Annotated in this window: 24 protein-coding genes; 11 read left to right on the forward strand and 13 right to left on the reverse strand. The window is 62.9% G+C overall.

The genetic code is table 11. The features are described from left to right. Positions 1-54 precede the first annotated feature (54 nt). Positions 55-717 carry a haloacid dehalogenase type II gene (locus AC3EMP_RS13795; protein WP_023673689.1) on the reverse strand — a complete coding sequence of 221 codons (663 nt, stop codon included), beginning with the start codon at positions 715-717 and terminating at the stop codon, positions 55-57. Positions 718-885: 168 nt separating this feature from the next. Between AC3EMP_RS13795 and AC3EMP_RS13800 the strand changes: the two genes are divergently transcribed. From AC3EMP_RS13800 to AC3EMP_RS13815, 4 genes are all read left to right on the forward strand, one after another. Further along, positions 886-1764 (forward strand): branched-chain amino acid aminotransferase, encoded by an 879-nt coding sequence (locus AC3EMP_RS13800; protein WP_023673688.1) that lies wholly within the window; start codon positions 886-888, stop codon positions 1762-1764. 105 nt (positions 1765-1869) lie between these two features. After that, the gene (locus AC3EMP_RS13805) at positions 1870-2472 is read left to right on the forward strand and encodes a superoxide dismutase (RefSeq protein ID WP_023699276.1); all 603 of its coding nucleotides are present in this window, start codon (positions 1870-1872) and stop codon (positions 2470-2472) included. Positions 2473-2631: 159 nt separating this feature from the next. Next, a complete protein-coding gene (locus AC3EMP_RS13810) occupies positions 2632-3069 on the forward strand; it encodes a c-type cytochrome (RefSeq protein WP_023687226.1) in 438 nt (145 codons plus the stop codon). A 9-nt stretch (positions 3070-3078) separates the two neighbouring features. Next, entirely contained in the window at positions 3079-4029 is a 951-nt protein-coding gene (locus AC3EMP_RS13815) for a cytochrome c (RefSeq protein ID WP_023699274.1), read from the forward strand. A gap of 20 nt (positions 4030-4049) precedes the next feature. Here AC3EMP_RS13815 and AC3EMP_RS13820 read toward each other — a convergent pair whose 3' ends face one another. From AC3EMP_RS13820 to AC3EMP_RS13830, 3 genes are all read right to left on the reverse strand, one after another. Further along, positions 4050-4439 carry an SET domain-containing protein gene (locus AC3EMP_RS13820; protein WP_460221704.1) on the reverse strand — a complete coding sequence of 130 codons (390 nt, stop codon included), beginning with the start codon at positions 4437-4439 and terminating at the stop codon, positions 4050-4052. Positions 4440-4584: 145 nt separating this feature from the next. Further along, entirely contained in the window at positions 4585-5211 is a 627-nt protein-coding gene (locus AC3EMP_RS13825) for a LysE family translocator (RefSeq protein WP_023684550.1), read from the reverse strand. Further along, the gene (locus tag AC3EMP_RS13830) at positions 5208-7379 is read right to left on the reverse strand and encodes a S9 family peptidase (RefSeq protein WP_352712862.1); all 2172 of its coding nucleotides are present in this window, start codon (positions 7377-7379) and stop codon (positions 5208-5210) included. The genes AC3EMP_RS13825 and AC3EMP_RS13830 overlap by 4 nt, the downstream gene beginning before the upstream one ends. 114 nt (positions 7380-7493) lie before the next feature. On the opposite strand from AC3EMP_RS13830, the gene AC3EMP_RS13835 reads away from it, so the two are divergent. Further along, on the forward strand, positions 7494-7868 hold the full coding sequence (locus tag AC3EMP_RS13835) for an SH3 domain-containing protein (RefSeq protein WP_023684548.1): 375 nt from the start codon (positions 7494-7496) through the stop codon (positions 7866-7868). Positions 7869-8280: 412 nt separating this feature from the next. Beyond that, positions 8281-8706 carry a Ros/MucR family transcriptional regulator gene (locus AC3EMP_RS13840; RefSeq protein ID WP_023673680.1) on the forward strand — a complete coding sequence of 142 codons (426 nt, stop codon included), beginning with the start codon at positions 8281-8283 and terminating at the stop codon, positions 8704-8706. Between the two features lie 126 nt (positions 8707-8832). On the opposite strand, the gene AC3EMP_RS13845 is transcribed toward AC3EMP_RS13840, so the two are convergent. Both AC3EMP_RS13845 and AC3EMP_RS13850 read right to left on the reverse strand, forming a co-directional pair. Beyond that, positions 8833-9261, reverse strand: coding sequence for a SufE family protein (locus AC3EMP_RS13845; RefSeq protein WP_023673679.1), 429 nt, complete (start codon positions 9259-9261; stop codon positions 8833-8835). Between the two features lie 116 nt (positions 9262-9377). Beyond that, positions 9378-9746, reverse strand: a complete 369-nt coding sequence (locus AC3EMP_RS13850; RefSeq protein ID WP_023684546.1) for a DUF5330 domain-containing protein — start codon at positions 9744-9746, stop codon at positions 9378-9380. 532 nt (positions 9747-10278) lie between these two features. Between AC3EMP_RS13850 and AC3EMP_RS13855 the strand changes: the two genes are divergently transcribed. From AC3EMP_RS13855 to AC3EMP_RS13865, 3 genes are all read left to right on the forward strand, one after another. Then, positions 10279-12024, forward strand: coding sequence for a sensor histidine kinase (locus AC3EMP_RS13855; protein WP_023684545.1), 1746 nt, complete (start codon positions 10279-10281; stop codon positions 12022-12024). After that, the gene (locus tag AC3EMP_RS13860; protein WP_023670159.1) at positions 11999-12787 is read left to right on the forward strand and encodes a peptidoglycan-binding domain-containing protein; all 789 of its coding nucleotides are present in this window, start codon (positions 11999-12001) and stop codon (positions 12785-12787) included. The genes AC3EMP_RS13855 and AC3EMP_RS13860 overlap by 26 nt, the downstream gene beginning before the upstream one ends. 73 nt (positions 12788-12860) lie before the next feature. Then, complete coding sequence (locus AC3EMP_RS13865) at positions 12861-13208, forward strand: DUF1491 family protein (protein WP_023808038.1); 348 nt, start codon at positions 12861-12863, stop codon at positions 13206-13208. On the opposite strand, the gene AC3EMP_RS13870 is transcribed toward AC3EMP_RS13865, so the two are convergent. The 4 genes from AC3EMP_RS13870 to AC3EMP_RS13885 all read right to left on the reverse strand — a co-directional run bounded on the left by AC3EMP_RS13870 (position 13195) and on the right by AC3EMP_RS13885 (position 17960). Next, positions 13195-14205, reverse strand: coding sequence for a DUF2336 domain-containing protein (locus tag AC3EMP_RS13870; protein ID WP_023816457.1), 1011 nt, complete (start codon positions 14203-14205; stop codon positions 13195-13197). The two genes, AC3EMP_RS13865 and AC3EMP_RS13870, sit on opposite strands and share 14 nt — an antisense overlap. 396 nt (positions 14206-14601) lie before the next feature. After that, positions 14602-15150 carry a DUF1254 domain-containing protein gene (locus AC3EMP_RS13875; RefSeq protein ID WP_023702197.1) on the reverse strand — a complete coding sequence of 183 codons (549 nt, stop codon included), beginning with the start codon at positions 15148-15150 and terminating at the stop codon, positions 14602-14604. Beyond that, positions 15143-15727, reverse strand: a complete 585-nt coding sequence (locus AC3EMP_RS13880) for a DUF1214 domain-containing protein (RefSeq protein ID WP_023670163.1) — start codon at positions 15725-15727, stop codon at positions 15143-15145. Before AC3EMP_RS13880 ends, AC3EMP_RS13875 begins: the two co-directional genes overlap by 8 nt. A 73-nt stretch (positions 15728-15800) precedes the next feature. Continuing rightward, positions 15801-17960, reverse strand: a complete 2160-nt coding sequence (locus tag AC3EMP_RS13885) for a transglycosylase domain-containing protein (RefSeq protein ID WP_488494626.1) — start codon at positions 17958-17960, stop codon at positions 15801-15803. Positions 17961-18087: 127 nt separating this feature from the next. Between AC3EMP_RS13885 and AC3EMP_RS13890 the strand changes: the two genes are divergently transcribed. Together AC3EMP_RS13890 and AC3EMP_RS13895 are read left to right on the forward strand one after the other, a co-directional pair. Further along, on the forward strand, positions 18088-18393 hold the full coding sequence (locus AC3EMP_RS13890) for a glycine cleavage T C-terminal barrel domain-containing protein (RefSeq protein ID WP_023727644.1): 306 nt from the start codon (positions 18088-18090) through the stop codon (positions 18391-18393). Further along, the gene (locus AC3EMP_RS13895) at positions 18375-19928 is read left to right on the forward strand and encodes a trimethylamine methyltransferase family protein (RefSeq protein WP_023727643.1); all 1554 of its coding nucleotides are present in this window, start codon (positions 18375-18377) and stop codon (positions 19926-19928) included. Before AC3EMP_RS13890 ends, AC3EMP_RS13895 begins: the two co-directional genes overlap by 19 nt. A gap of 12 nt (positions 19929-19940) precedes the next feature. Here the strand turns inward: AC3EMP_RS13895 and AC3EMP_RS13900 are convergent, their stop codons facing one another. The 3 genes from AC3EMP_RS13900 to AC3EMP_RS13910 form a co-directional block, all read right to left on the reverse strand. Continuing rightward, entirely contained in the window at positions 19941-20105 is a 165-nt protein-coding gene (locus AC3EMP_RS13900) for a hypothetical protein (RefSeq protein ID WP_023687237.1), read from the reverse strand. A gap of 135 nt (positions 20106-20240) precedes the next feature. Then, a complete protein-coding gene (gene groL, locus AC3EMP_RS13905; protein ID WP_023687238.1) occupies positions 20241-21869 on the reverse strand; it encodes a chaperonin GroEL in 1629 nt (542 codons plus the stop codon). A 64-nt stretch (positions 21870-21933) separates the two neighbouring features. Beyond that, positions 21934-22296, reverse strand: coding sequence for a co-chaperone GroES (locus AC3EMP_RS13910; RefSeq protein WP_023698577.1), 363 nt, complete (start codon positions 22294-22296; stop codon positions 21934-21936). Positions 22297-22477: the final 181 nt, after the last annotated feature.

Consider the following 22477-nt stretch of genomic DNA (forward strand, 5'->3'; position numbering starts at 1 on the left):
ACAAAGGCGAAGCTGTGACCGCCCTGCCACTGTTGCTCGAAGGCAACAGAGTGATCAGCCGCCGGTCAGCAGGCCTTCAAGCGACGGCAGGATCAGCGCCGGCGGGAAATCCCGGTATTCCTCGGGCTGGTTGGCGCGGTTGATCCATACGGTGCGAAAGCCGAATTTGGTGGCGCCGGCGACGTCCCAGCGGTTGGACGACTGGAATGAGACGGCGCCCGGATAGAGTCGCCAGCCCGTCGCCACCATGTCGTAGGTCGACGGGTCGGTCTTGAAGCGCCTGACGGCGTCGACCGAAAAGATATCGTCCAGCACCTGGTCGAGGGCGGCCGACTTGACCGCCGCTTCCAGCATCTCGGGCGAGCCGTTGGACAGGATCGCGAGCTTGGCGCCGGATGCTTTCAGCGCCTTGAGCACGGCCGGCACTTCCGGATAGCAGTCGAGCCGCCAATAGGCTTCGAGCAGCTTGGCCTTCAGTCCCTTGTCGGCGGAGGGAACCTTGAGCAGGGCGAAATCGAGCGCCTGTTCGGTGAGCTGCCAGAAATCGGCATAGCCGCCCATCAGCGTGCGCACCCAGGAATATTCCAGCTGCTTGGCGCGCCAGATTTCCGAAAGCAGCGGGCCGTCGGGGCCGATCTCGCCGTCGTGACGGCGCACGGCGGCGTGCACGTCGAACAACGTGCCATAGGCGTCGAAAACGTAAGCCGCGTAATGCATGGCGACAGTTTTGAGGGCAGGCGGCGCAAGGTGCAAGCATCGATTGTAGTCTTGATCGCTTTCTTGGGGCGCTCTGGCCTCAACAAAAACCGCTCCATGCCGGTTGACGGCGCCGGTCAAAGCATCTTCCAATGCTTGGCACAGGCAGCTTTGAAGCGGAACCGAACAATGACACTGGCGACTGCGGCGCTATCGGCGACATGGACCTTCGTCGACGGCGACTGGTACGAAGGCAACGTCGCCATTCTGGGTCCGCGCAGCCACGCCATGTGGCTCGGCACCAGCGTCTTCGACGGCGCCCGCTGGTTCGAAGGCGTCGCCCCCGATCTCGAGCTGCATGCCGCTAGGGTGAACGCATCGGCGACCGCGCTCGGCCTCGCGCCGTCGATGAGCGCCGATGAGATTGTTGGACTGACCTGGGACGGGCTGAAGAAGTTCGACGGCAAGACAGCGGTCTACATCAGGCCGATGTACTGGGCCGAGCATGGCGGCTACATGGGCGTGCCGGCCGATCCGGCCTCGACCCGTTTCTGCCTCTGCCTTTACGAATCGCCGATGATCTCGCCGACCGGCTTTTCGATCACCGTGTCGCCGTTCCGGCGGCCGACCATCGAGACCATGCCGACCAATGCCAAGGCCGGCTGCCTCTATCCCAACAATGGCCGCGCCATTCTCGAAGCCAAGGGACGCGGCTTCGACAATGCGCTGGTGCTGGACATGCTGGGCAATGTCGCCGAGACCGGAACCTCGAACATCTTCCTGGTCAAGGACAGCCACGTGTTGACGCCGGCGCCCAACGGCACCTTCCTGTCCGGCATCACCCGCTCGCGCACCATGACGCTGCTTGGCGATTACGGCTTCAAGACCACGGAGAAGATGCTGTCGGTGCGCGACTTTCTCGAAGCCGACGAGATATTTTCGACCGGAAATCATTCCAAGGTCGTGCCGATCACCCGCATCGAGGACCGCGATCTGCAGCCCGGGCCGGTGGCCAAGAAAGCGCGCGACCTTTATTGGGAATGGGCGCATTCGACTTCCGCCGGTTGAGCCGCTAAAAGGCAATTGGCGCTTCATTCCGGAGTTGTTCCAGATCAATGCAGCCCTATCTTAATCCGGTATCCGCACCGGATTTTTCCATGAGGAGTATGACCGATGGCTTTTGAATTGCCCGCCTTGCCCTACGACTACGAGGCCTTGCAGCCTTACATGTCGAAGGAGACGCTGGAGTATCACCACGACAAGCACCACAAGGCTTATGTCGACAACGGCAACAAGCTGGCCGCCGAAGCGGGCCTTGGCGATCTGTCGGTCGAAGAGGTGGTCAAGCAGTCGTTCGGCAAGAATGCCGGCCTCTTCAACAACGCAGCCCAGCACTACAACCACATCCATTTCTGGAAGTGGATGAAGAAGGGCGGCGGCGGCAACCAGCTTCCGGGCGCCCTGCAGAAGGCTTTCGACGCCGACCTCGGCGGCTACGACAAGTTCAAGGCCGACTTCATCGCCGCCGGCACCACGCAGTTCGGTTCGGGCTGGGCCTGGGTCTCGGTCAAGGACGGCAAGCTGGCGATCTCCAAGACGCCGAACGGCGAGAACCCGCTCGTCCATGGCGCATCGCCGATCCTCGGCGTCGATGTCTGGGAACATTCCTATTACATCGACTACCGCAACGCGCGGCCGAAATATCTCGAGGCCTTCGTTGACAGCCTCATCAACTGGGACCATGTCCTTGAAATGTACGAAGAGGCGAAAGCCTGATCGACCCAGAGAAGCCCCGGTACTCCGGGGCTTTTCTTTCTCAGCTGAAGCAGCAGGCACACAAAATTCGGCAGAATCCGGCCGGCGGACAGGGAATAATCCCGGCCCGCCCTCCGTTAACGTTAGGTCGCGACCCCTCATCATCCTGGAGCCAATTGAATGAGAAAGCTTGTTATCGCCATCTCTATGCTCAGCCTCGCCGCCTCGGCGGCTTTTGCCGACCCGATCCTCGACCGACAGGGACTGATGAAGGAACGCGGCAAGATTGTCGGCGGCCTGTCGAAAATCGCCAAGGGCGAGGCAGACTTCGATGCCGCCGCCGTGCTGACGGCGCTGCAGGCGCTGCAAGTCAATGCCGAGAAGTTCGATGTCGACGCGCTGTTCCCGGCCGGCAGCGACAGCGGTGATACCACCGCCTCGCCCAAAATCTGGGAAGACATGGCGGGCTTCAAATCGACCGAGGACAAGTACCTCGCCGACGTCAAGGCCGCAGTCGCCGCCGCACCCGCCGATGTCGATGCGCTGAAGGCGCAGATCGATACGCTCGGCAGTGATTGCGGCACCTGCCACAAGACCTATCGGGTGAAGAAGAGCTGATCCCGGGCAATGCCCTTGTGGAAAAAATTTGTCGGCGCCGCCCTTGTCCTGGGCGTCGTCGGTGCCGGCGCCGGCTGGTTCCTGTCGGCGCCGGTCAAGCTCGACACTGGCACCCTGGCGCAGCTCGGCCCCGGCGACGCCGCCAGGGGGAAGCGCATTTTCAATGCCGGCGGCTGCACCTCCTGTCACGCCAAGCCGGGCTCGCAAGGCGACGGCCGTTTGCAACTGGTCGGCGGCCTCGAGCTCAAGACGCCGTTCGGCACCTTCGTGCCGCCCAACATCTCGCAGGATCCCAAGGACGGCATCGGCGCCTGGACGGTCGAGGACCTTGCCAACGCCATGCTGAAGGGCGTGTCGCCGTCGGGCGAGCATTTCTATCCGGCCTTCCCCTACACATCCTACGCCCGCATGAAGCCGGCTGATATTGCCGATCTCTATGCGTTCCTGAAGACGCTGCCGGCGGTGGCCGGCAAGGCGCCGGACAATTCGCTGAGTTTCCCCTTCAACATCCGTCGCGGCCTCGGCCTGTGGAAGCGGCTCTATCTCAGCAAGGAGCCGGTGATTGCCTTTGCCGATGGCACGCCTGATCCGGTACTGGCCGGCCGCTATCTGGTCGAGGGACCCGGCCATTGCGGCGAATGCCACACGCCGCGCGACGTCACCGGCGCCACCAGGAAGAGCCAGTGGCTGGCTGGCGCGGCGGCCGCCGAAGGCAGCGGCATCGTGCCGAACATCACATCGGGCGAAGGCGGGCTCGGTGACTGGTCGGAAGCCGACATCGCCAACTATCTCGAAACCGGTTTTACCCCTGATTTCGATTCGGTAGGCGGCGCCATGGTCGACGTGCAGCGCAACATGGCCGAACTGCCGCCGGCAGATCGCGCGGCGATAGCCGCCTATCTCAAGGCGGTGCCGCCACATCCCAACGGCTACCCGGTGCGCAGCAAGCCGGCCAAGTGATCCCGGCTACAGGTGGCCATCTACAGGTGGCGATCGCCGAGGAAGTCGAAGCCCGTCTCGAAGAAATGGCTGTAATTGCAGGTCAGTTCCTCGCCGGGTGCGATGTCGCGCAAGGCATAGGTTTCCTCGGGCGAGGAGACATCGCAATTCGGTTCGTCGTCATGGTTCATGTAGCGGGCGTCGTCGGCTTCGAAGACGATGTAGTTCGGATCCCGGCGGTCTGGATAGGAATAACGGTCGAGATAGTTCTTCACCGGGCCGCTCTCGCCTTCATAGGTCTCGACGTCGATGATCCGGTCGAATTTGGGGTCGAGCTTCCAGACCAGCGTGCCCTTGGCAATGTGGTTCCTGGCGAAAACCCCGATGCCCTGGATCGGTGATTTCTCGAGATAGGTGTCGACGAGCAACATAGTGGCCCCTTTGCGTATGTCATGGTCTGGAAGGTGGCGCGCATGGGTAGCGCGCAGCCATTGCAAATGCGAGTGAAAATGAGCAGCCCGGAATTCAAAAAGTGACGACCGGCGCGCCTCGACGGGCGCGCTTTTGGCTTCGACATCAGCGCTGCTGCAAGGCCAGACGAACGCCTAACGCGCAGTAGATGCCGCCAACCACCTTGCCTTGCCATTTCACCACCGACGGATTGCGGCGCAGGAACGTGCCGAGCCGGCCCGCACTCACGGCAAAGACGATTGTGCTGAAAAAGCCGAGCAGAACAAAGATTATGCCCAGCGTCATCAGCTGGAGCATCACCGATCCGTTTTCAGGCCGCACGAACTGGGGCAGGAAGGCGAGGAAGAAAAGCGCCGTCTTTGGGTTTAGCACTTCGGTCAGGACAGCTTGACGAAACGCCTTGCTGGCGGAGATCGCGAGTGCGCCGGCAGTAGGGTCGGCCGGTATTCTCTCGATGATCGCGCGAATGCCGAGGTAAACCAGATACGCCGCGCCGATATATTTTACGACGCTGAACAGCGTTGCCGAAGTGGCGATGATCGCCGAAATGCCGACCATCGCCATGATGGTATGGAACACATCGCCAGCCGCGACGCCCGCGCCCGTCGCGACGCCAACCCTGGTTCCGGAACTCGTCGCGCGCGCGACCGTCAAAAGCGTGGCTGGGCCAGGAATAAACACAAAGCCAAGCACAACCGCTATGTAAGCCGTCAAGGTGGATAGATCGATCATTGCGACGCCTCCGTTGCATTCTCAGCCTTGCCCGTCACCTCACGTTCGGGCTTGCCCGTAACCTCGGGTTCGGCCTTGCCAGTCACCTTGAGCGCAAAGGAATAGGTGTAGGCGATCTCCTCCAGCCTGGAGAACCGGCCCGACGCGCCGGCATGGCCGGAATCCATGTTGATCTTGAACAGCACCGGATTGTCGCCGCTCTTGCGCTCGCGCAGCCGCGCCACCCATTTGGCCGGCTCCCAATAGGTGACGCGCGGATCGGTGAGGCCGGCCAGCGCCAGGATCGGCGGGTAGTCGTGATCAGCGACATTGTCATAAGGCGAGTAGGCGGCGATCGTTTGATAATCTTCCGCCGACGCGATCGGGTTGCCCCATTCCGGCCACTCCGGCGGCGTCAGCGGCAAGCTTGCGTCGAGCATCGTGGTCAGCACGTCGACAAAGGGAACCTCGGCAACGATGGCGCCGAAACTATGCGGTGCCATGTTGGCGATCGCACCCATCAGCATGCCGCCGGCCGAGCCGCCTTGCGCGACGATGCGGTCGTGTTGGGTGTAACGCTCGGCGACGAGATGCTGCGCGACGGCGATGAAATCGGTGAACGTGTTCATCTTGTGCGCCCGCTTGCCGTCGTCATACCAGCCATAGCCCTTGTCCTTGCCGCCGCGGACATGGGCGATGGCAAAGACAAAGCCACGGTCGACCAGCGAGAACCAGTTGGTGTTGAACGCCGCCGGGATGGCAATGCCGTAAGAGCCGTAGCCGTAAAGCAGGCACGGTGCGGAGCCATCGAGCGGCGTGTCGCGGTGATGCAGGAGCGAGACCGGCACCAGTTCGCCATCGGCGGCCGGCGCCATCAGCCGGCGCGTGACATAATGATCCGGATTGTGACCGGACGGCACTTCCTGGGTCTTCAGCAGCACACGCTCGCGGCTGCGCATATTGTAGTCGAAGACCTGCGCCGGGGTCGTCATCGACGAATAGGTGAAGCGCATGATCTCGGTGTCGTATTCATAGGACCCCGACAGGCCGAGCGAGAACGCCTCTTCGTCGAACGAGATCAGATGCTCCTCGCCGCTGCGGCGATCGCGCACGACGATGCGCGGCAGCCCTTCCTTGCGTTCGAGCCTGACCATATGATCCCTGAAGCCGACCACCGACAGGATCAGCCGGCCTGGCTCGTGCGCCACCAGCTCTTCCCAATTGGCGCGAACCGGGTCATTAGCCGGCGCCGTCATGATCTTGAAGTCCTTGGCGCCGTCGGCATTGGTGAGGACGAAGAAGATGTCGCCGCCTTCTTCCAGATCATATTGCAGGCCAGTCTCGCGCTTTGCCACCAGCTTTGGCTCGGCGAAAGGCTCATCGGCGCGCATCAGGTGATATTCCGAGGTTTCGTGATCGTTGATCCCGATCATGATCCATTCGTTGGAGCGCGTGCCGCCGACATCCATGAAGAAGCCGGGATCGGTTTCCTCATAAATCAGCCGGTCATTAAGGGGGCTGCCGCCGAGCGCGTGGTACAGCACCTTGGACGGGCGATGATTGTCGTCGAGCCTTGTGTAGAAGAAGCCGTCATCGGCGGCATTCCAGACGCCGCCACCACTGGTGGCCTCGATCTGGTCGCTCAGTTCCTTGCCGCTGGTGAGATCGCGCACGCGAAGTGTGAAGAATTCAGAGCCCTTGTCGTCGAACGCCCACAACAGCTTGCGGTGATCGGCCGAATGGTCGACGCCGCCGAGGCGGAAATAGGGCTTGCCCTCGGCTTCCGCGTCGCCATCGAGCAGGATCTGCTCATCGCCGCCATCGCGCGGCATGCGGAAATAGCGGGGCTGTTCGCCGCCAAGCTTGAAGGATGAGCCGTAAGCATAGGGGCCATCCTTCATCGGCACCGTCGAATCATCTTCCTTGATGCGCCCCTTCATCTCGCCGAACAGCTGCTTCCGAAGCTCTAGCGTATCGGCCATAAGCACTGCTTGATAGGCGTTTTCGGCTTCGAGATGGGCGCGGATGCGGCCCTCAAGCAGGGAAGGGTCCCTGAACATCGCCTGCCAGTTCTCGGCCCTCAGCCAGGCATAGTCATCTGTGCGGGTAATGCCGTGATGCGTGTCGAAGACGGGGTGTTTCTCGGGGCTCGGCGGGCTGGCGGTCGGAAAAGCTGAGGTCTTGGTCATTGCGTCTCACTGAAGAAATTACTTGAATGGCAAATGAACACGCCGATCAGCGCGGGTTCAAGGGCCGGGATGTATTGGTTGCGGCGGGCTCGGGAGATGAGCCAAAAGGAGAGGATGATGAATTTCCATATCAACACCGCTGCGGCTCTCGCCGTCGTCGCTTCGACCGTTCTGGCTTTCACCGGCCAGTCTCATGCAACCGCGTTCGCCGCTTGGCAAGTGGCTGGCGTGCCGTTCGGCGACACGCTCAACGTTCGCAAATATCCGTCCGGCACCTCGCAGAAGCAGGCCGCCTATCCCAACGGGACGATCCTGCAGATGACCGGCAAGTGCACCAGCGGCTTGAATCTTCTGGAGATCGCCGGCCAGCCGCACTGGAAACAGAAACAGGCAATTCGCTATCAATGGTGTCAAGTTTGGCACGACCCGGCGCAAAATGGTGGTTTTGTTAGTGGCTGGGTCTATGGAAAATACCTCACGCCGTATTGAATCCGGTCAGACCGAAGATCTTCTTCGGCGTGTTTCGCCAACGCTTTGCAACTTGCGGTTTGGTACGAATCCGACAATCAGCCGCCCAAATCTTGAAGCATAGACCAAGCATCGCTGCCCACTTTATGAGTCCTTGCTGATTTAGCGACGGCGTGACCTTACGTCATGCTAGTCCTGGTCCGACCAGAAAATATCGCGAAGTTACAGAGTGCACGAAAGATTGAAGCTGAAGAGCGACTATTCGATGAATATCGTTGAATATAGCGCAAGATGCGAATTGACTTACTTTGTCTGTGGGCTCATTAAGATGCCCGGACGCGAATCCATGAAGCTCTTCCCTCGTGAAATTCGCGCCATGCCCGATCTTCCAAAAAGGGCGCAAACAGAAACATCCTTCGTTGGGGCCTAAACCATGGATATCGTCGAAACACCTTCCAGAAATAGCGATGCGCTGATCGAGCTGACCGCCGATGTGGTGGCAGCCTATGTCAGCAACAATCCCGTGCCGGTCGGCGAATTGCCGAACCTTATCGCTGATGTCCATGCCGCTCTCGGGCGCGTGGGCGGAGCAAGCGAACAGCCTCCGGCCGACAAGCAGAAGCCTGCGGTAAACCCGAAGCGCTCTGTTCATGACGATTACATCGTCTGCCTTGAAGATGGCAAGAAGTTCAAGTCGCTGAAGCGCCACCTGATGACCCATTACGGTCTGACGCCCGATGAATACCGCGAGAAGTGGAATCTCGACGCCAGCTATCCGATGGTTGCCCCCAACTATGCCGCTGCCCGTTCGCAGCTGGCCAAGAAGATGGGCCTCGGCCGCAAGCGCAAGGGGCGGTAACACCGGCTCCAATGGACAAGATCAACGGCGCCCCTTACGGCGCCGTTTTTGTTTCTAGAACAATTCCAGGAAAACTGCCGAGCGCTTTCCCTTGGAATTGCGTCGAAAGAAGAGAAGATAGAGCAATCAAGCAGTCTGCTTGAGAGCCATCTCGGCGTCGCGCTTGACGCGCTTGACCATCGAGCGCAGGCCATTGGCCCGCTGCGGCGACAGATGTTCGTCGAGGCCAAGCGACCTCAGCGTCGCCTCGGCGTCCGTTTCAAGGATCTGGCTGGCAGTCCGTCCCGAAAACAGCGCGAGCATGATGGCGACCAGACCGCGCACGATATGAGCGTCTGAATCCCCTGTGAAGGTGATGACCGGATCGGCGCCCGGCGCTCGGCTCGTGGTCAGCCAGACCTGGCTGACGCAGCCCGGCACCTTGTTGGCGGCGTTGCGTTCGGCGTCGGGAAATGGCGGCAGCGCTTCGCCGAGCTCGATGACATAGCGATAGCGGTCTTCCCACTCGTCGAGCAGGGAGAAGTCGTCGCGGATCGTCTGGATCGTCGTGGCCATTGCTCGGGATATAGTCATCCGCGGCTGCGGCGTCACGGAAAAAGAAGAAAAGCACCGCAGGCATCGAGAGGTCCGACCGGCCTGCGGTGTCGCTGTAGATACAGCTGAAACGGTGTTTAGTTCTTCGCCACCAGCTTGGCAGGTATGTTGACTGTCGCCGGCAGCACGATGTCCTTGGCGACGCTGCCGGTGGCCAGCGATGTATCGGGCGAGGTCTCGGCGCTCTTGTCGTCCAGCATGGCGGCGGCGATCTTGGCGGTTTCCTTGGCCCGGGCGCTGATCGTATGCATCGCCGACTTGCCGGTTTCGCAGACGTCCGGCTTACGCTCGCAAATGCCGGCGATGTCGCCGACCGCTTCGCGCGCCGCAAAAAGCGCCTGGAACGGCCCGACGCTCTCGCGGCCATCCTCGTCGGGGCCGACGGTCAGCGGCAGCGCCAGCAACACCAGCGAAAACCAGAACGCCATTCTTATCAAAAAGCCCATCGATCTGCCCTCTCGTCCAATGACCGGATCATGCGTCCATGCGCAATGACCTCTTTATATCAGCCACAATGGCACATGAGGCGCAAAGGACGGCTTTCCTGCTCAGCGAAAATTTTCCTCAAATTTTAGGCAAATTCGAAGCGAGGCGTTTTGCAGTGCATTAGCCTCAAATGCCGACAATTTTCTTAACCTTGCAGTAACCATCTAAGCGATTGTTGCGCATGGATATCTTCAGAAGAGCAGGCATGCCGGCTCAGGGTTTCGCAGCCACGGGCACGCCCTTTGCACATAACGCTCCGTTTACTATGGCCACAAATGGCGGTGCATTCCGGTGCCGGCGCTCCAATTTTTGCCGCAGCGCGCTCGTTGTTCCGGTCAGCCTTATTCATTCCTTAAACGCTGGATGCGAGTTTCAAACAAGCAAAAGCGACCTGCAAAGCAGGGGCAGTCACGACCGGGTGCGAGTGCGTTGAGTTTGACAACTGCCAGATATATTGAACTGCCTGGCGCGCTGGCGGCCGGTTGCGAACGCATGGTCCATCCGGCCATCATCGGCCAGGGCGATCGCCTGCGCCAGCGCCGGTTCATCGGCATCATGCTTGCCGCTCCGTTCTTCGCCGCCGGTGCGGCGGTGACACTGGTCACCTCGGGCATGGGCGCCGCCGTCACCGTCGCAACCATTTTCGCCGCCTTCGGTCTTTGCTGGTTCGCCGCCTTGCTGGTGGCGGCGTCGGGTAAGATGACGCTGGCAGCCCAGGTTGCCCTTGCCGCCGGCGGTCTTGCCCTTGCCGGCGCCGTCGCGGCAGCAGGCGGCCTGGCGTCGCCGGTTGCGCTGCTGGCCCTGGCACTGCCATTCGAGGCCTGGTGGATCGGCGGTTCAAAGCGCGCGGCACTTTGGGGCGGCCTCTCAACCTTGGCCGCAATGCTGCTGCAGCCCTTTGTCGGCTCTGTCGTCCCGCTCGGAGGGGCGCAAGTCGCGGCGTGGCACTGGCTGCTGCCGCTCGCCTGGGGCCTGACGCTGGTTCCCCGGCTCGCAGCCCTAGGCGATGCCGCACGCGCGCAGCCCGCGCGGCTTCCAAACGACCGCCTTGAAGACATGATCGACGCCGTTGTCCTGCATGTCGCCCGGCATGGCGAGGTCCTGGATGCCTCAGCCAAGGCGCGCACCATCCTGAAGCTGCCGCCGGAACTGCTTTTCGGCGCCGGGCTGTTCGACCGCATCCACCTGTCCGATCGCGTCGCTTATCTCAGCGCGCTTGCCGACATGCGCGATGGCGCCCTGGCGCGCCGGCTCGATCTTCGGGTAAGGCTGCCGCAGGACGGCAGCGCCTCGACGGCCGACAATTACCGGCCATTTCAGCTCGAACTGATGCGTGCCGAAGAGCAGCAGGAGACCTTCACTCTGCTGCTGCGCGAGAACGACGAGACTGCCGAATTGCGCGACGAGCTTGCTGCCGCCAATGAGGCCGCAGCGTCGGCCGAGGTGGCAAAGGGCCGCTTCCTGGCGGTCGTCAGCCATGAGCTTCGGACGCCGCTCAACGCCATCATCGGTTTTTCCGACATGCTGCTGCATGAGATGTTCGGCGGCTTCAAGGACCCGCGCCAGAAGGAGTATGTCGGCCTGGTGAAGGAGTCGGGCCAGCATCTGCTTGCCGTCGTCACCTCCATCCTTGATGTCTCGAGGATCGAGGCCGGCGCCTACGCGACCGAGCCCGAACCGTTCCGATTCATCGAAGCGGTCGAGATGTGCCAGTCGATGATGCAGCTGCAGGCGAATGCCAAGAACATCGATCTCCAGGCGCAGATTGCGCCGGACGCCGGGGAGATCAATGCCGACCGTCGTGCCGTGCAGCAGATCCTGATCAACCTCGTCTCCAATGCGGTCAAGTTCACGCCCGATGGCGGCGATATCATCGTCGGCGCCAAGCGGATCGGCTCGCGGCTGCATTTCTGGGTCAGGGACACCGGCATCGGCATCGCCGAGGAAGATTTTGTCAATCTCGGCAAGCCGTTCATGCAGATCCAGAACGACTATACGCGCCGCTTCGAGGGCACCGGGCTCGGCCTGTCGCTGGTCAAGGGCCTGGTGGCGCTGCATGACGGCACGATGTCGATCGAAAGCATGCCGGGCGAGGGGACGACGGTCACGATCAGCCTGCCGGTGAACGGGCCGAAGAGGAGCGCGACCGAGAGGAACGGCGTGCTGCCGATGCCCGCGACCAGGACGAAAGGCGACGCGAAAGGGGACAGGAATGGCTCGCTCCGCAAAACAGCCTAAGGCGGTCAAGCGCCGCAGCGGCGCGTTCGAGGCCGGCGCGATTGCGCTGGGCGGCGCGATCTCGCGCAATCCGGTCCTGGTCGGCGGCTCGACCGCCTTCCTGGTGACGCTGTTCTACGTTTCCGCCAACGCGCTGTGGTACCAGCCGTTTCCGCATGCCGGCGCCTTCTTCGCCACCCGCAGCATCGAGGGTTTTCCGCACCCCGGCGCGGACGAACCCGAAACCACCATCAACATCCTGCGGCCCGGCCCGGCTCCGGTCAAAAGCGATCCGACCGTCGAGCAGGTCCAGGGCATCCTGAAGGATCTCGATTTCTACACGGGAACGGTCGACGGCATTTCCGGGCCGAATACCCAAAAGGCGATCCAGGCATACCAGCAGAAAGTTGGCCTGCCGGCCTCCGGTGAGATCGACGCCGTCCTGCTCGACCAGCTCGGCGCCAAGCAGACAACAGCTGGCATCCCGCATCCTGTGCCGAGGCCCGTGGATATGGCCGCCGCTCGAGTTGCCGCGCCCGAGGCCGCGCCTGCGCCCATCCCGGTTTCCGCGCCGGTATCCGCCCAGGCGCCCGATGCCCGCATCGTCAAGATCCAGGCCGGCCTGAAGGCATTCGGCAATGACGACATGCAGCTCGACGGCGTCGTCGGCGCCCGCACCAAGGCGGCGATCAAGGAATTCCAGTCGCTATTCGGCCTGCCGGAAACGGGCGAGCCCGACGAGGTCGTCTACGTCAAGATGCGCGAGATCGGCCTGACCAATTGAGTGGTCAAGACGACCGCTCGCGGATAGACGAAAATCCGGCTAAGACGCCGCGCATGTCCTCCGGAGCCTCGTCATGCGCGTAACCACCGAGTTTTGGGTGTCGGCCCTGCTGCGCCGTGTTTTCGGCGCCGGCGGCTTTGCGGCCGTCGTCAAGCGCGGCGCAACCGAGGCCGGCGCTGTCTTCGTGCTCTCCCGCGGCAGGCTGGGCGAGGTCTCCCTGTTCGGCCCGGCGCCCCAGACGAGCTACGATTCGGACAAACCGGATGATCGCTTTTTCACGCTGCTCGGCGCCGGCGACGATGCCGCCGCCCTTGACGCCAGGCTTGAGCGGGAGAAAAAATTCGATCCCGACATCTGGGTGGTCGAGATCGAGGCCGCAACGGTTTCCGTCGAGGAGCTTCTCTCCGTCAAGACGCCTTGAGGCTGGCCCCTAGGCTGGCTTTGTCGACGTCCGGCGCTTGGTCGCCATTCGCGGCGACAGGGGTGTTGCCGCGCACCGCTCGCGACAATGTTTCGGCCTTCCAGCCGCGCACCTTGTCGAGCGCCGCCTCGTGGTGCAGCAGCCGGTATCGGTCGAGGAAGATGCGGATCGCCTGCGGGTGCGGAAACTCCCGGGGGTAAACCGCGACCACGATCAGGAATGCCCTGTCCTCGCTGAGGTCGAGCGCCCGCAGCGCGGCGAGCAACGAGACATAGCTCGAATGCTCGGTCAGCGACCGCGCCGTGGAGAAGTCGATGTCGAGCGCGTCGGCAAGCGCGGTCTGAAAGAAGGCGGCTTTGCCGGTCAGCGCCGTCTCGCGCAGCTTGCTGTAAGTTGCTGAGCCGACGAAGGGATTGACCGATGTCGCCTCGCCCTCGGCGAGCATCATCGAGCGCAGGCGGCGCCTGGCGGTTTCGGCGGCGCTGCCGGGCAGTTTTGGTGCGCTGGGAGCGGCGGCAGCGGCTTCGGCACCGTCGCCCGCCACGTCGGCGATCGGCTCGGGCTGCCGCACGCGCACCAGGGTCGGCTTTTCCAGCGCCTTGATCAACTGCGCGATGGTCGGGTTCAAATCCTTGCGGCGGGCAATGGCGCGCGCATGCGGCAGGCCGTGGCGGCCGATCAACGCGATCAGGTCGATGTCGCCCAGCGCCCGCGAACGGACCAGCAAGGGCGCGCAGACATCGACCGGCTCCTCGCAAAGCCGCCGCACCAGGGCGGCCGGCGCATATTCGCATTCGGACAGGGCGGCGGCGACATAGCGGCGCGATTCGACCGGCACGCTGTCGAACAGCGGCAGCGTCAGATCCTCGAGCTGGGCGATCTCGCGGCGCGATGGGCGGGTCAGCGAGCAGAACGCCGACACGGCGGCGCGAAACAGCCTTTCGGCTTTTCCCGATTCCGTCCGTATGGCGATTTGCCTGAAATCCGAAGCTGACACGGAAGATACGCCCGACACTCGACACAACCCGGACCATGCTCAACCGCAACTGTGTCGGTTTCGCGCAAGGCCCGGAACAAACATCAAATTAGCCGCGATCCGTTAGCGCTCCGTTAACCCTCTGCCTGCCTTAATCACATTTGGAGGCGTTGCGTTGTGCTCCGGGGCAACCGAGAGGAATACGCGAACCATGGGCATGGTACTGTCTTTCGTGCCGCGACCGGCACCAGTCAATCGAGCAGTTCAGGACACCGGTACGCCGGCGGCGGTGATCATTTTTCCCGGCGTCCGCTACGAGCATCCGCCATTGGCGGGCCAGGCGCGACCGGCGGACCAGCCGGGCACACCACGGACGCCTGTTCCGCACCACTGAATTTGCTGGTCGTCGGGGTGAGGTCAGTAGTCCTGCAGTTCGCAGGAGCTCTGGTCCAGGAACTGCGACACAACCGGCTTCCAGCTGTCGTCAGGCACCAAGGCGCGGATGACGAAGATGCCTTCCTCGATCGGCGCCTCGACGAAGATTGCCCCTTGCAGGTCTTCGGGAAGCTCCCTGCGCACGTCGATCATCTGTGCCGGCGTCAGCACCACGGTGTCCAGCTTGTTGCCGGTCGCCGTGCGGTCGTTGAATGAATAGAAATTGTGGCCGTTGCGGTCATAGACCGACACCGACCAGAACGGCACGCTGCCCGGCGCCTTGATCCGCACCACGCCTTCGGCAAGGTCGAAGCGGCAGGCGGCGGCGTAAAACAGCGGATCCACCGACTTCACCACCGGCGCGCCGCCCGCCTCGGCATCCAGCCTGGTCATCTTGTAGAGGTCGGACGCCATCGCCAGCCGTGACCAGGCATCGCGCTCGGTAAATTCCGGCACCAGCAAAAGCACCACGATGTGGACGATGCCGGCGCCGAGCAGGCCGAGCAGGATGGCGTGCAGCAACCTACGCATTGCAGCCAGCCTTGACGATCCGGGGCAGCGACACGTCGGAAAGGCCGGTGCTTGAGGCAATCGGCGTGTCGTAGAAGGTGAGCACGAAATACATCCGGCCAAAACCTTCGGTCAGAAGCCAGTTGCCGGGGGCCGGACGGTTGCCGACGGCGATGATCACCGAATTGTCGGGTTGACGCAGCACCTGGTAGGATTGCAGCGCCGCCAGCCTCGGCTTGCCGGTGTCGACCACGCCGAGCGATTGATCCGCGGCATAGAGCGTCCAGAACCGGGCGGTCGGGAAACTGCCTTCGATCCTGTAGTCGCATTGCCGCTGAAGCTCATCGCCGGCCGCATCGCGTTCGGCGATGAAGGACAAGCCTTCCGCCTTGCCGAGCGCCAGCACGCCCTCGCGCGCCACGCGCGCCTTCGAATAGGGGTCGGCATCTTGCGTGCCGATCTCGGGGAAGGCGGTCCATTGGCCGATGCTGATCGCGCCGACGCCGCTCTGCGCCTGCAGCGCATACCAGACGCTGCCGCCGCCGAGGCCGATGGCTATGGCAAGCGAAAGCAGCGTGAAAAAGGCGGTCTTGAGCATGAAGAACCGGGACGAGAGAATTATCGTTCGGGGATATAGCGGGGCAGGCCACAGAGCAAGCAGCGCTGTGGAATCAAAGCGCCGACAGGGTCTCCGGTGTCTGCGGCGAGCCGAGCACGGGCGCTGTCTGGAACACCTTGGTCATCTCGCGCAGCGTCTGTGTCGTGCGGCTGGACAACACCGCCGGGCGCTCGGCCGCGGCATCGGCGGCTGCCTGATCGGCGTTTTTCTTCTCCGCTTCCTCGGCTTTGGCCGCGATCTCTTCGTCGACGAAGGGCTTGTCTAGGCCGGGGATCGGCTTCAGGTCGATATTCTGGTGCGCGTAGACCATCAGCCGCTGCCACACCATCGCCGGCAGCGTGCCGCCGGTCATGTTGCGGGTCGGGGTGAAGTCGTCATTGCCGAGCCAGACGGCAGCCGTGTAATTGCCGGTGAAGCCGACGAACCAGGCGTCGCGGTAGGATTGCGTCGTCCCCGTCTTGCCAGCGACGACGATGTTGGGCAGCTGCGCGCGCCGCGCGGTGCCGATCGCCGGCACCGCAGCCAGCATGGTGTTCATGTATTTCAAAGCCTGTTCCGACAGAACCCGATGCGGCGCCGGCGCATCCTTGGCAAAGTCGTAGACGACATCGCCGGTGCGGGTGACGAGCTGGGTGATGCCGTGCCGCGAGCCGGCGAAGCCGTTCTGCGCGAACACGCTGTAGCCCGTCGCCTGGTCCATGACCGTCATGCCCGATGTGCCGAGCACCATGGTCTTGTGCGACTCCAGCGGCGATTCCACGCCGAATGATTCGGCCATCGCCTTGATCGGGCCGATGCCGAGATAGTCCTTGGCCAGCCGTACCGGCACGGTGTTGATCGATTTGGCGATCGCCGTGATCAGCGTCACATTGCCGGCCGAGCCGCCATTGTAATTGTGCGGTGACCAGCCGCCCCAGCTGATCGGCCCGCCTGAGACGACGGAGTCCGGGGTGAACCCGTGCTCCATGGCGGTGGCGTAGACGTAAGGTTTGAACGAGGAGCCGGTCTGGCGCAGCGCCTTGGTGGCGCGGTTGAACTGGCTTGCGCCATAGTCGCGGCCGCCGACAATGGCGCGTACCGCGCCATTGGTCTCGATCACTACAACGGCGCCCTCGGTGACGTTGTATTCCTTGCCGAACTGGCGGAGATGGAATTCGACGGATTCCTCCGCCGCTTTCTGGATGTTGGCGTCGAAAGTGGTGTGGGCGACCAGCGAATGCTGGCCGGGCTTGGCGATTTTCTTGACCTCATCGAAGGCCCAGTCGAGGTAATAATCCGGGCTCTTCTGCTCGCCGCGGTCGACGATCTCGGCTGGATGCAGCCTTGCCTGCAGCACCTGGCCTTCGGTCATGAAACCGGAATCGACGAGGTTCGACAGCACCACATTGGCGCGAGCGCGGGCAGCGGGCAGGTTGATGTGCGGGGCGTATTTGGTCGGCGCCTTGAACAGGCCGGCCAGCATCGCCGCCTCGGCGAGGTTCAGATCCTTGACGCTCTTGCCGAAATAGAAATCCGCCGCCGCCTCGATGCCGAACGTGCCGCCGCCCATATAGGCGCGGTCGAGATAAAGCTGCAGGATCTCCTTCTTCGACAGATTGGCCTCCAGCCACAGCGACAGGAAGGCTTCCTTGATCTTGCGTTGGAAGGTCCGCTCATTCGACAGGAACAGGTTCTTGGCCAGCTGCTGGGTGATGCTGGAGCCGCCCTGGACGACGGAATTGGCCCGCACATTCTCGAAGATGGCGCGCGACAGGCCGAGCACGTCGATGCCGTAGTGCTCGAAGAAGCGCCGGTCCTCGGTCGCCAGCACTGCTTTGATGACATGGTCCGGCATCTCGTCGACAGGCACGGAATCGCGCTGGATGATGCCGCGCTGGCCAATCTCGTTGCCGTAGCGGTCGAGGAAGGTGACGGCGAAATCGCCCTGACTGCGCCAGTCGCCGGTGGTGATCTGGAAGGCCGGCATCGCGAGTGCGAGCAGCACGACGACGCCGCCGGCGCCCATCGTAAAACCTTCGCTCAGCACCTCGATGATGCCGCGTCGCCAGCCGGTGACTCGGAAGCGCCGCGAAAAAATGGTCGCCGATTCCCAGAACTGGCCGGCCTTGAAGCCGATTTCGTAGAGCGAGGAATTGATCCACGCGTCCACCGCCAGCAGTGCGGCGGCGATCGGACCTCTTCGTCTTGGACGTCGTTCTAAAGGACTGGCCATTCCCGAAACTCACCCCACCCACCTGAGAACCGCAAGCGGGCAATTTCAGGGCGGGCATACCCGGCGAAGACTATTCTTCCATTTCAGCCCGGCTCACAAGGGCAGCCAGGCCACACCGCACGGTTTGTTGAGCGCCGCCCGGATCGTGACGCTGGAGGTCGACGCCGTCGATGCCGACGCCAGTGGCTTCGAGCCAGTCTGGCACAAGGGCCGGCGCGTCGGCTTCGTCGCCTCAGCCGGCTATGGCTACACAATAGGCAAAAGCGTCGCGCTGACGTTGCTGGGCGACGAATTCGCCGGGGAGGGGACCGCGCTTTGGGTGCACATTGTCGGCGTCGAGCGGCCGGCGCGAATTATTCCGGCCTCGCCATACGACCCCGAGGGCAGGCGATGCGGCAATGAGGAGTTTTGGCCATGGTCGATGACATTATAAGGGAGACCAGGCGCGAGCGCCGGCGCGGGCACACCGGTGAGGCCGGCAGCGGGTCAAGCCGCCACCCGAACTATCGCTCGCTCAAGAACCCGTTCCTGCCGCAGCCGGTGTTTTCGGACGACCAGGTCGCGGCCATCCACGACACGGCGTTGCGCGTGCTGGAAGAGCTCGGCATCAAGGTGCTGCTGCCGGAGGCACGGGCGATCTACGCCAAAGCCGGTGCGCTGGTCGACGAGGACAGCCAGATGGTGCGCATCGGCCGCGATATTGTCACTGCGGCACTGGCCTCGGCGCCGAAATCCATCCGGGCGCTGGCGGGCAACCGTAGCCGCGATCTCATGCTGGAGCTCGGCTCGATGACGTTCCTGGCCGGAGCCGGGGCGCCCAACGTCACCGATCTCGAACGCGGACGGCGTCCGGGCACGCTCGCCGCTTTCGAAGAACTGACCAAGCTTGTTCAGAATTTCGACGTGCTGCATATGCTCGGCCCCTGGATCGAGCCGCAGGATGTCGACAACCATTTGCGCCACTATGCCGTCAACCGTGCGCAGCTGACCCTGTCGGACAAGTTCCCCTTCGTCTTCGCCCGCGGCACGCCGCAGGTCGAGGATGGGTTCGAGATGATCAGGCTGGCGCGCGGGCTCTCGCAGGACGAGTTCCTGGCCGGCGTCCATTGCTACACCGTGATCAACACCAATTCGCCGCGCCAGCTCGATATCCCGATGGCGCAAGGCATCATCGACTTCGCCAGGGCCGGCCAGGTCTCTGTCATCACGCCCTTCTGCCTGGCCGGCGCCATGGCGCCGATCACCGTCGCCGGCGCATTGACGCTGCAGCATGCCGAGGCGCTGGCTGGTCTCGCGCTGGCGCAGATGGTGCGGCCGGGCGCACCGGTGGTCTACGGATCCTTCTCCTCCAATGTCGACATGAAGTCCGGCGCACCGGCCTTCGGCACGCCCGAGCACGTCAAGGCGACGCTGGGCGCCGGCCAGCTGGCGCGCTTCACCGGCCTGCCTTGGCGGTCCGGCGGCGGCAGTGCGGCCAACATTTCCGATGTGCAGGCGGCGCACGAGACGCAGTTCGCGCTGTGGGGCTCGGTGCTTGCCGGCGCCACCGTCTGCATCCATGCCGCGGGCTGGCTGGAGGGTGGCCTCAGCGTCTCCTACGAGAAGCTGATCACCGATATCGAGGCATTGCAGACGGTTGCCGAACTCTGCGCTACGACCCCCGGCGACGAGGATTCGATCGGCTTCGAGGCGATCGCTGAAGTCCAGCCGGGCGGGCATTTCTTCTCCGCCGGCCACACCATGACGCGCTACCGCACCGCCTTCTACGAGCCGCTGGTCGCCGATTGGTCGAATTTCGGCAGCTGGACGCAGTCCGGTTCGAAGTCGGCCACCGAGCGCGCCACCGGCATCTGGAAGCGGACGCTGGCCGACTTCCAGCCGCCGGCGTCGGCCGTTGCCACATCCGATGTGCTCGACGAGTACATTGCCCGCCGCACCGAAGAGGGCGGAGCGTTGCCGGTGTCGTGAGGTTGGCAGCCGTCACGTCGGCCGCTTGTCGCCGGTCTTCGACGGCTCGCGGCGAATTGGCCCGGCATCGGCCTGCCTGTGCTTGTCGGCGGCAATCCGGCGGATGCGATCGAAGCGGCTCTCCTCCGCCGGCTTGGTCGCGGATACAGCGTTTGGCTTCGGGGCGAATGTGATCATCTGTCGATCTCCCTGTCGTTGATGACTGGTCTTGACTGACTGACGGAAATTCCTGGCTCGCCGGGGAAATGTCCCCGGCAGCCTGTTTTGATTTATGCCCGCCCAGATTCCCAGCGGGCAATTTTCGGGCGATGGTCAGTAGCCGCCCATGCCGCCACCGCCGCCCGCAGGCGCCGCATCCTTGGCCGGAACGTCGGTGATCATCGCTTCGGCGGTGATCAGAAGGGCGGCGATCGAGCCGGCGTCCTGCAACGCGGTGCGCACCACTTTCGCCGGGTCGACGATGCCGGCCTTGATCATGTCGACATAGACCTCGTTCTGGGCGTCAAAGCCCTGATTCTGGTCCTTGCTGTCGGACAGCTTGCCGACGACGATCGAGCCTTCGACGCCGGAATTCTCGGCGATCTGGCGGATCGGCGCTTCCAGCGCCCTGAGCACGATCGAAATGCCGGCGGTCACATCGTCATTGGCGCCGGTCAGGCCGGCCAGAGCCGATCTTGCGCGCAGAAGCGCCACGCCACCGCCGGGCACGATGCCTTCTTCCACCGCCGCGCGCGTCGCATTCAGCGCGTCGTCGATGCGGTCCTTCTTTTCCTTCACTTCAGACTCGGTGACGCCGCCGACGCGGATCACGGCGACGCCGCCGGCGAGCTTGGCCAGCCGCTCCTGCAGCTTCTCCTTGTCGTAGTCGGACGTGGTCTCCTCGATCTGGCCCTTGATCTGCGCGATGCGCGCCTGGATGGTCGCCTTGGTGCCGGCGCCGTCGATGATCGTGGTGGTGTCCTTCTCGATCAGTACGCGCTTGGCGCGGCCAAGCATCTCGATGGTGACGTTTTCGAGCTTGATGCCGAGATCCTCGGAAATCATCTGGCCCGATGTCAGCACGGCGATGTCTTCCAGCATCGCCTTGCGGCGATCGCCGAAGCCCGGCGCCTTGACGGCCGCGACCTTGAGGCCGCCGCGCAGCTTGTTGACGACCAGCGTCGCCAGTGCTTCGCCTTCGACGTCTTCCGAGATGATCAGCAACGGCCTGCCGCTCTGCACCACTGCTTCGAGGATCGGCAGCATCGCCTGCAGATTGCCGAGCTTCTTCTCGTGGATGAGCACGTAAGGCTCTTCCAGTTCGACGCGCATCTTGTCGGCATTGGTGACGAAATAGGGTGAGAGATAGCCGCGGTCGAACTGCATGCCTTCGACGACGTCGAGTTCGGTGTCGGCGGTCTTGGCCTCCTCGACGGTGATGACGCCGTCATTGCCGACCTTGTCCATCGCCTTGGCGATCATGGCGCCGACGCTGGCATCGCCATTGGCGGCGATGGTGCCGACCTGCGCGATCTCGGCCGACGACTTGACCTTCTTGGCCTTCGCCTTGATGTCCTTGACCACGGCGGCGACAGCCTGGTCGATGCCACGCTTGAGGTCCATCGGGTTCATGCCCGCGGCAACCAGCTTGGCGCCTTCGCGCAGGATCGATGCGGCCAGCACCGTGGCGGTGGTGGTGCCGTCACCGGCGAGGTCGTTGGTCTTCGAAGCCACTTCGCGCACCATCTGCGCGCCCATGTTCTCGAACTTGTCAGCAAGCTCGATTTCCTTGGCCACCGTCACACCGTCCTTGGTGATGCGCGGCGCGCCATAGGCCTTGTCGATGATGACGTTGCGGCCCTTGGGGCCGAGCGTGACCTTCACCGCATTGGTGAGGATCTCGACGCCGCGCAGCATGCGGTCGCGCGCGTCGGTGGCGAATTTAATTTCCTTGGCAGACATTTTTTTCAATCCCGTTGGTGTGGTGAAGCAAGCGGCTCGCCGGAGCCTGGCAAAGCCAGGCCGGTCAGGCAGCCTTCTTGGCTTTGACGCTCTTCTCGGTGACGACCGTCCCGCTCTTGCCGATAGCGGCCGTCTCGCTCTTGTCGATGACGCCCATAATGTCGGCTTCCTTCATGATCAGCAGGTCCTCGCCGTCGATCTTGACCTCGGTGCCCGACCATTTGCCGAACAGGATGAAGTCGCCGGCCTTGACGTCGAGCGGAACAAGCGCGCCGTTTTCGTCGCGTGCGCCCGGCCCAACGGCGATGACTTCGCCTTCCTGCGGCTTTTCCTTGGCATTGTCGGGAATGATGATGCCGCCCTTGGATTTGACATCGCCTTCGGCGCGCCGGATGACGACGCGGTCGTGGAGTGGCCGAAACTTCATGAGAACTTCTTTCTGGGGCCGGCATAGGCGACCGCGCCGTTCTTATAGGCGTGTTGGCACTCGATAGATAGGAGTGCCAAAAATTATTCGTGGCCAAAATTAAATATTAAAAAGTATTATGATGTATGCAGGGTTCGAAACGTCGCGAGGCGCCTAGATATTTCAAAAAATTGAATTTCGA

The organism is Mesorhizobium sp. P160219 (assembly GCF_057786095.1).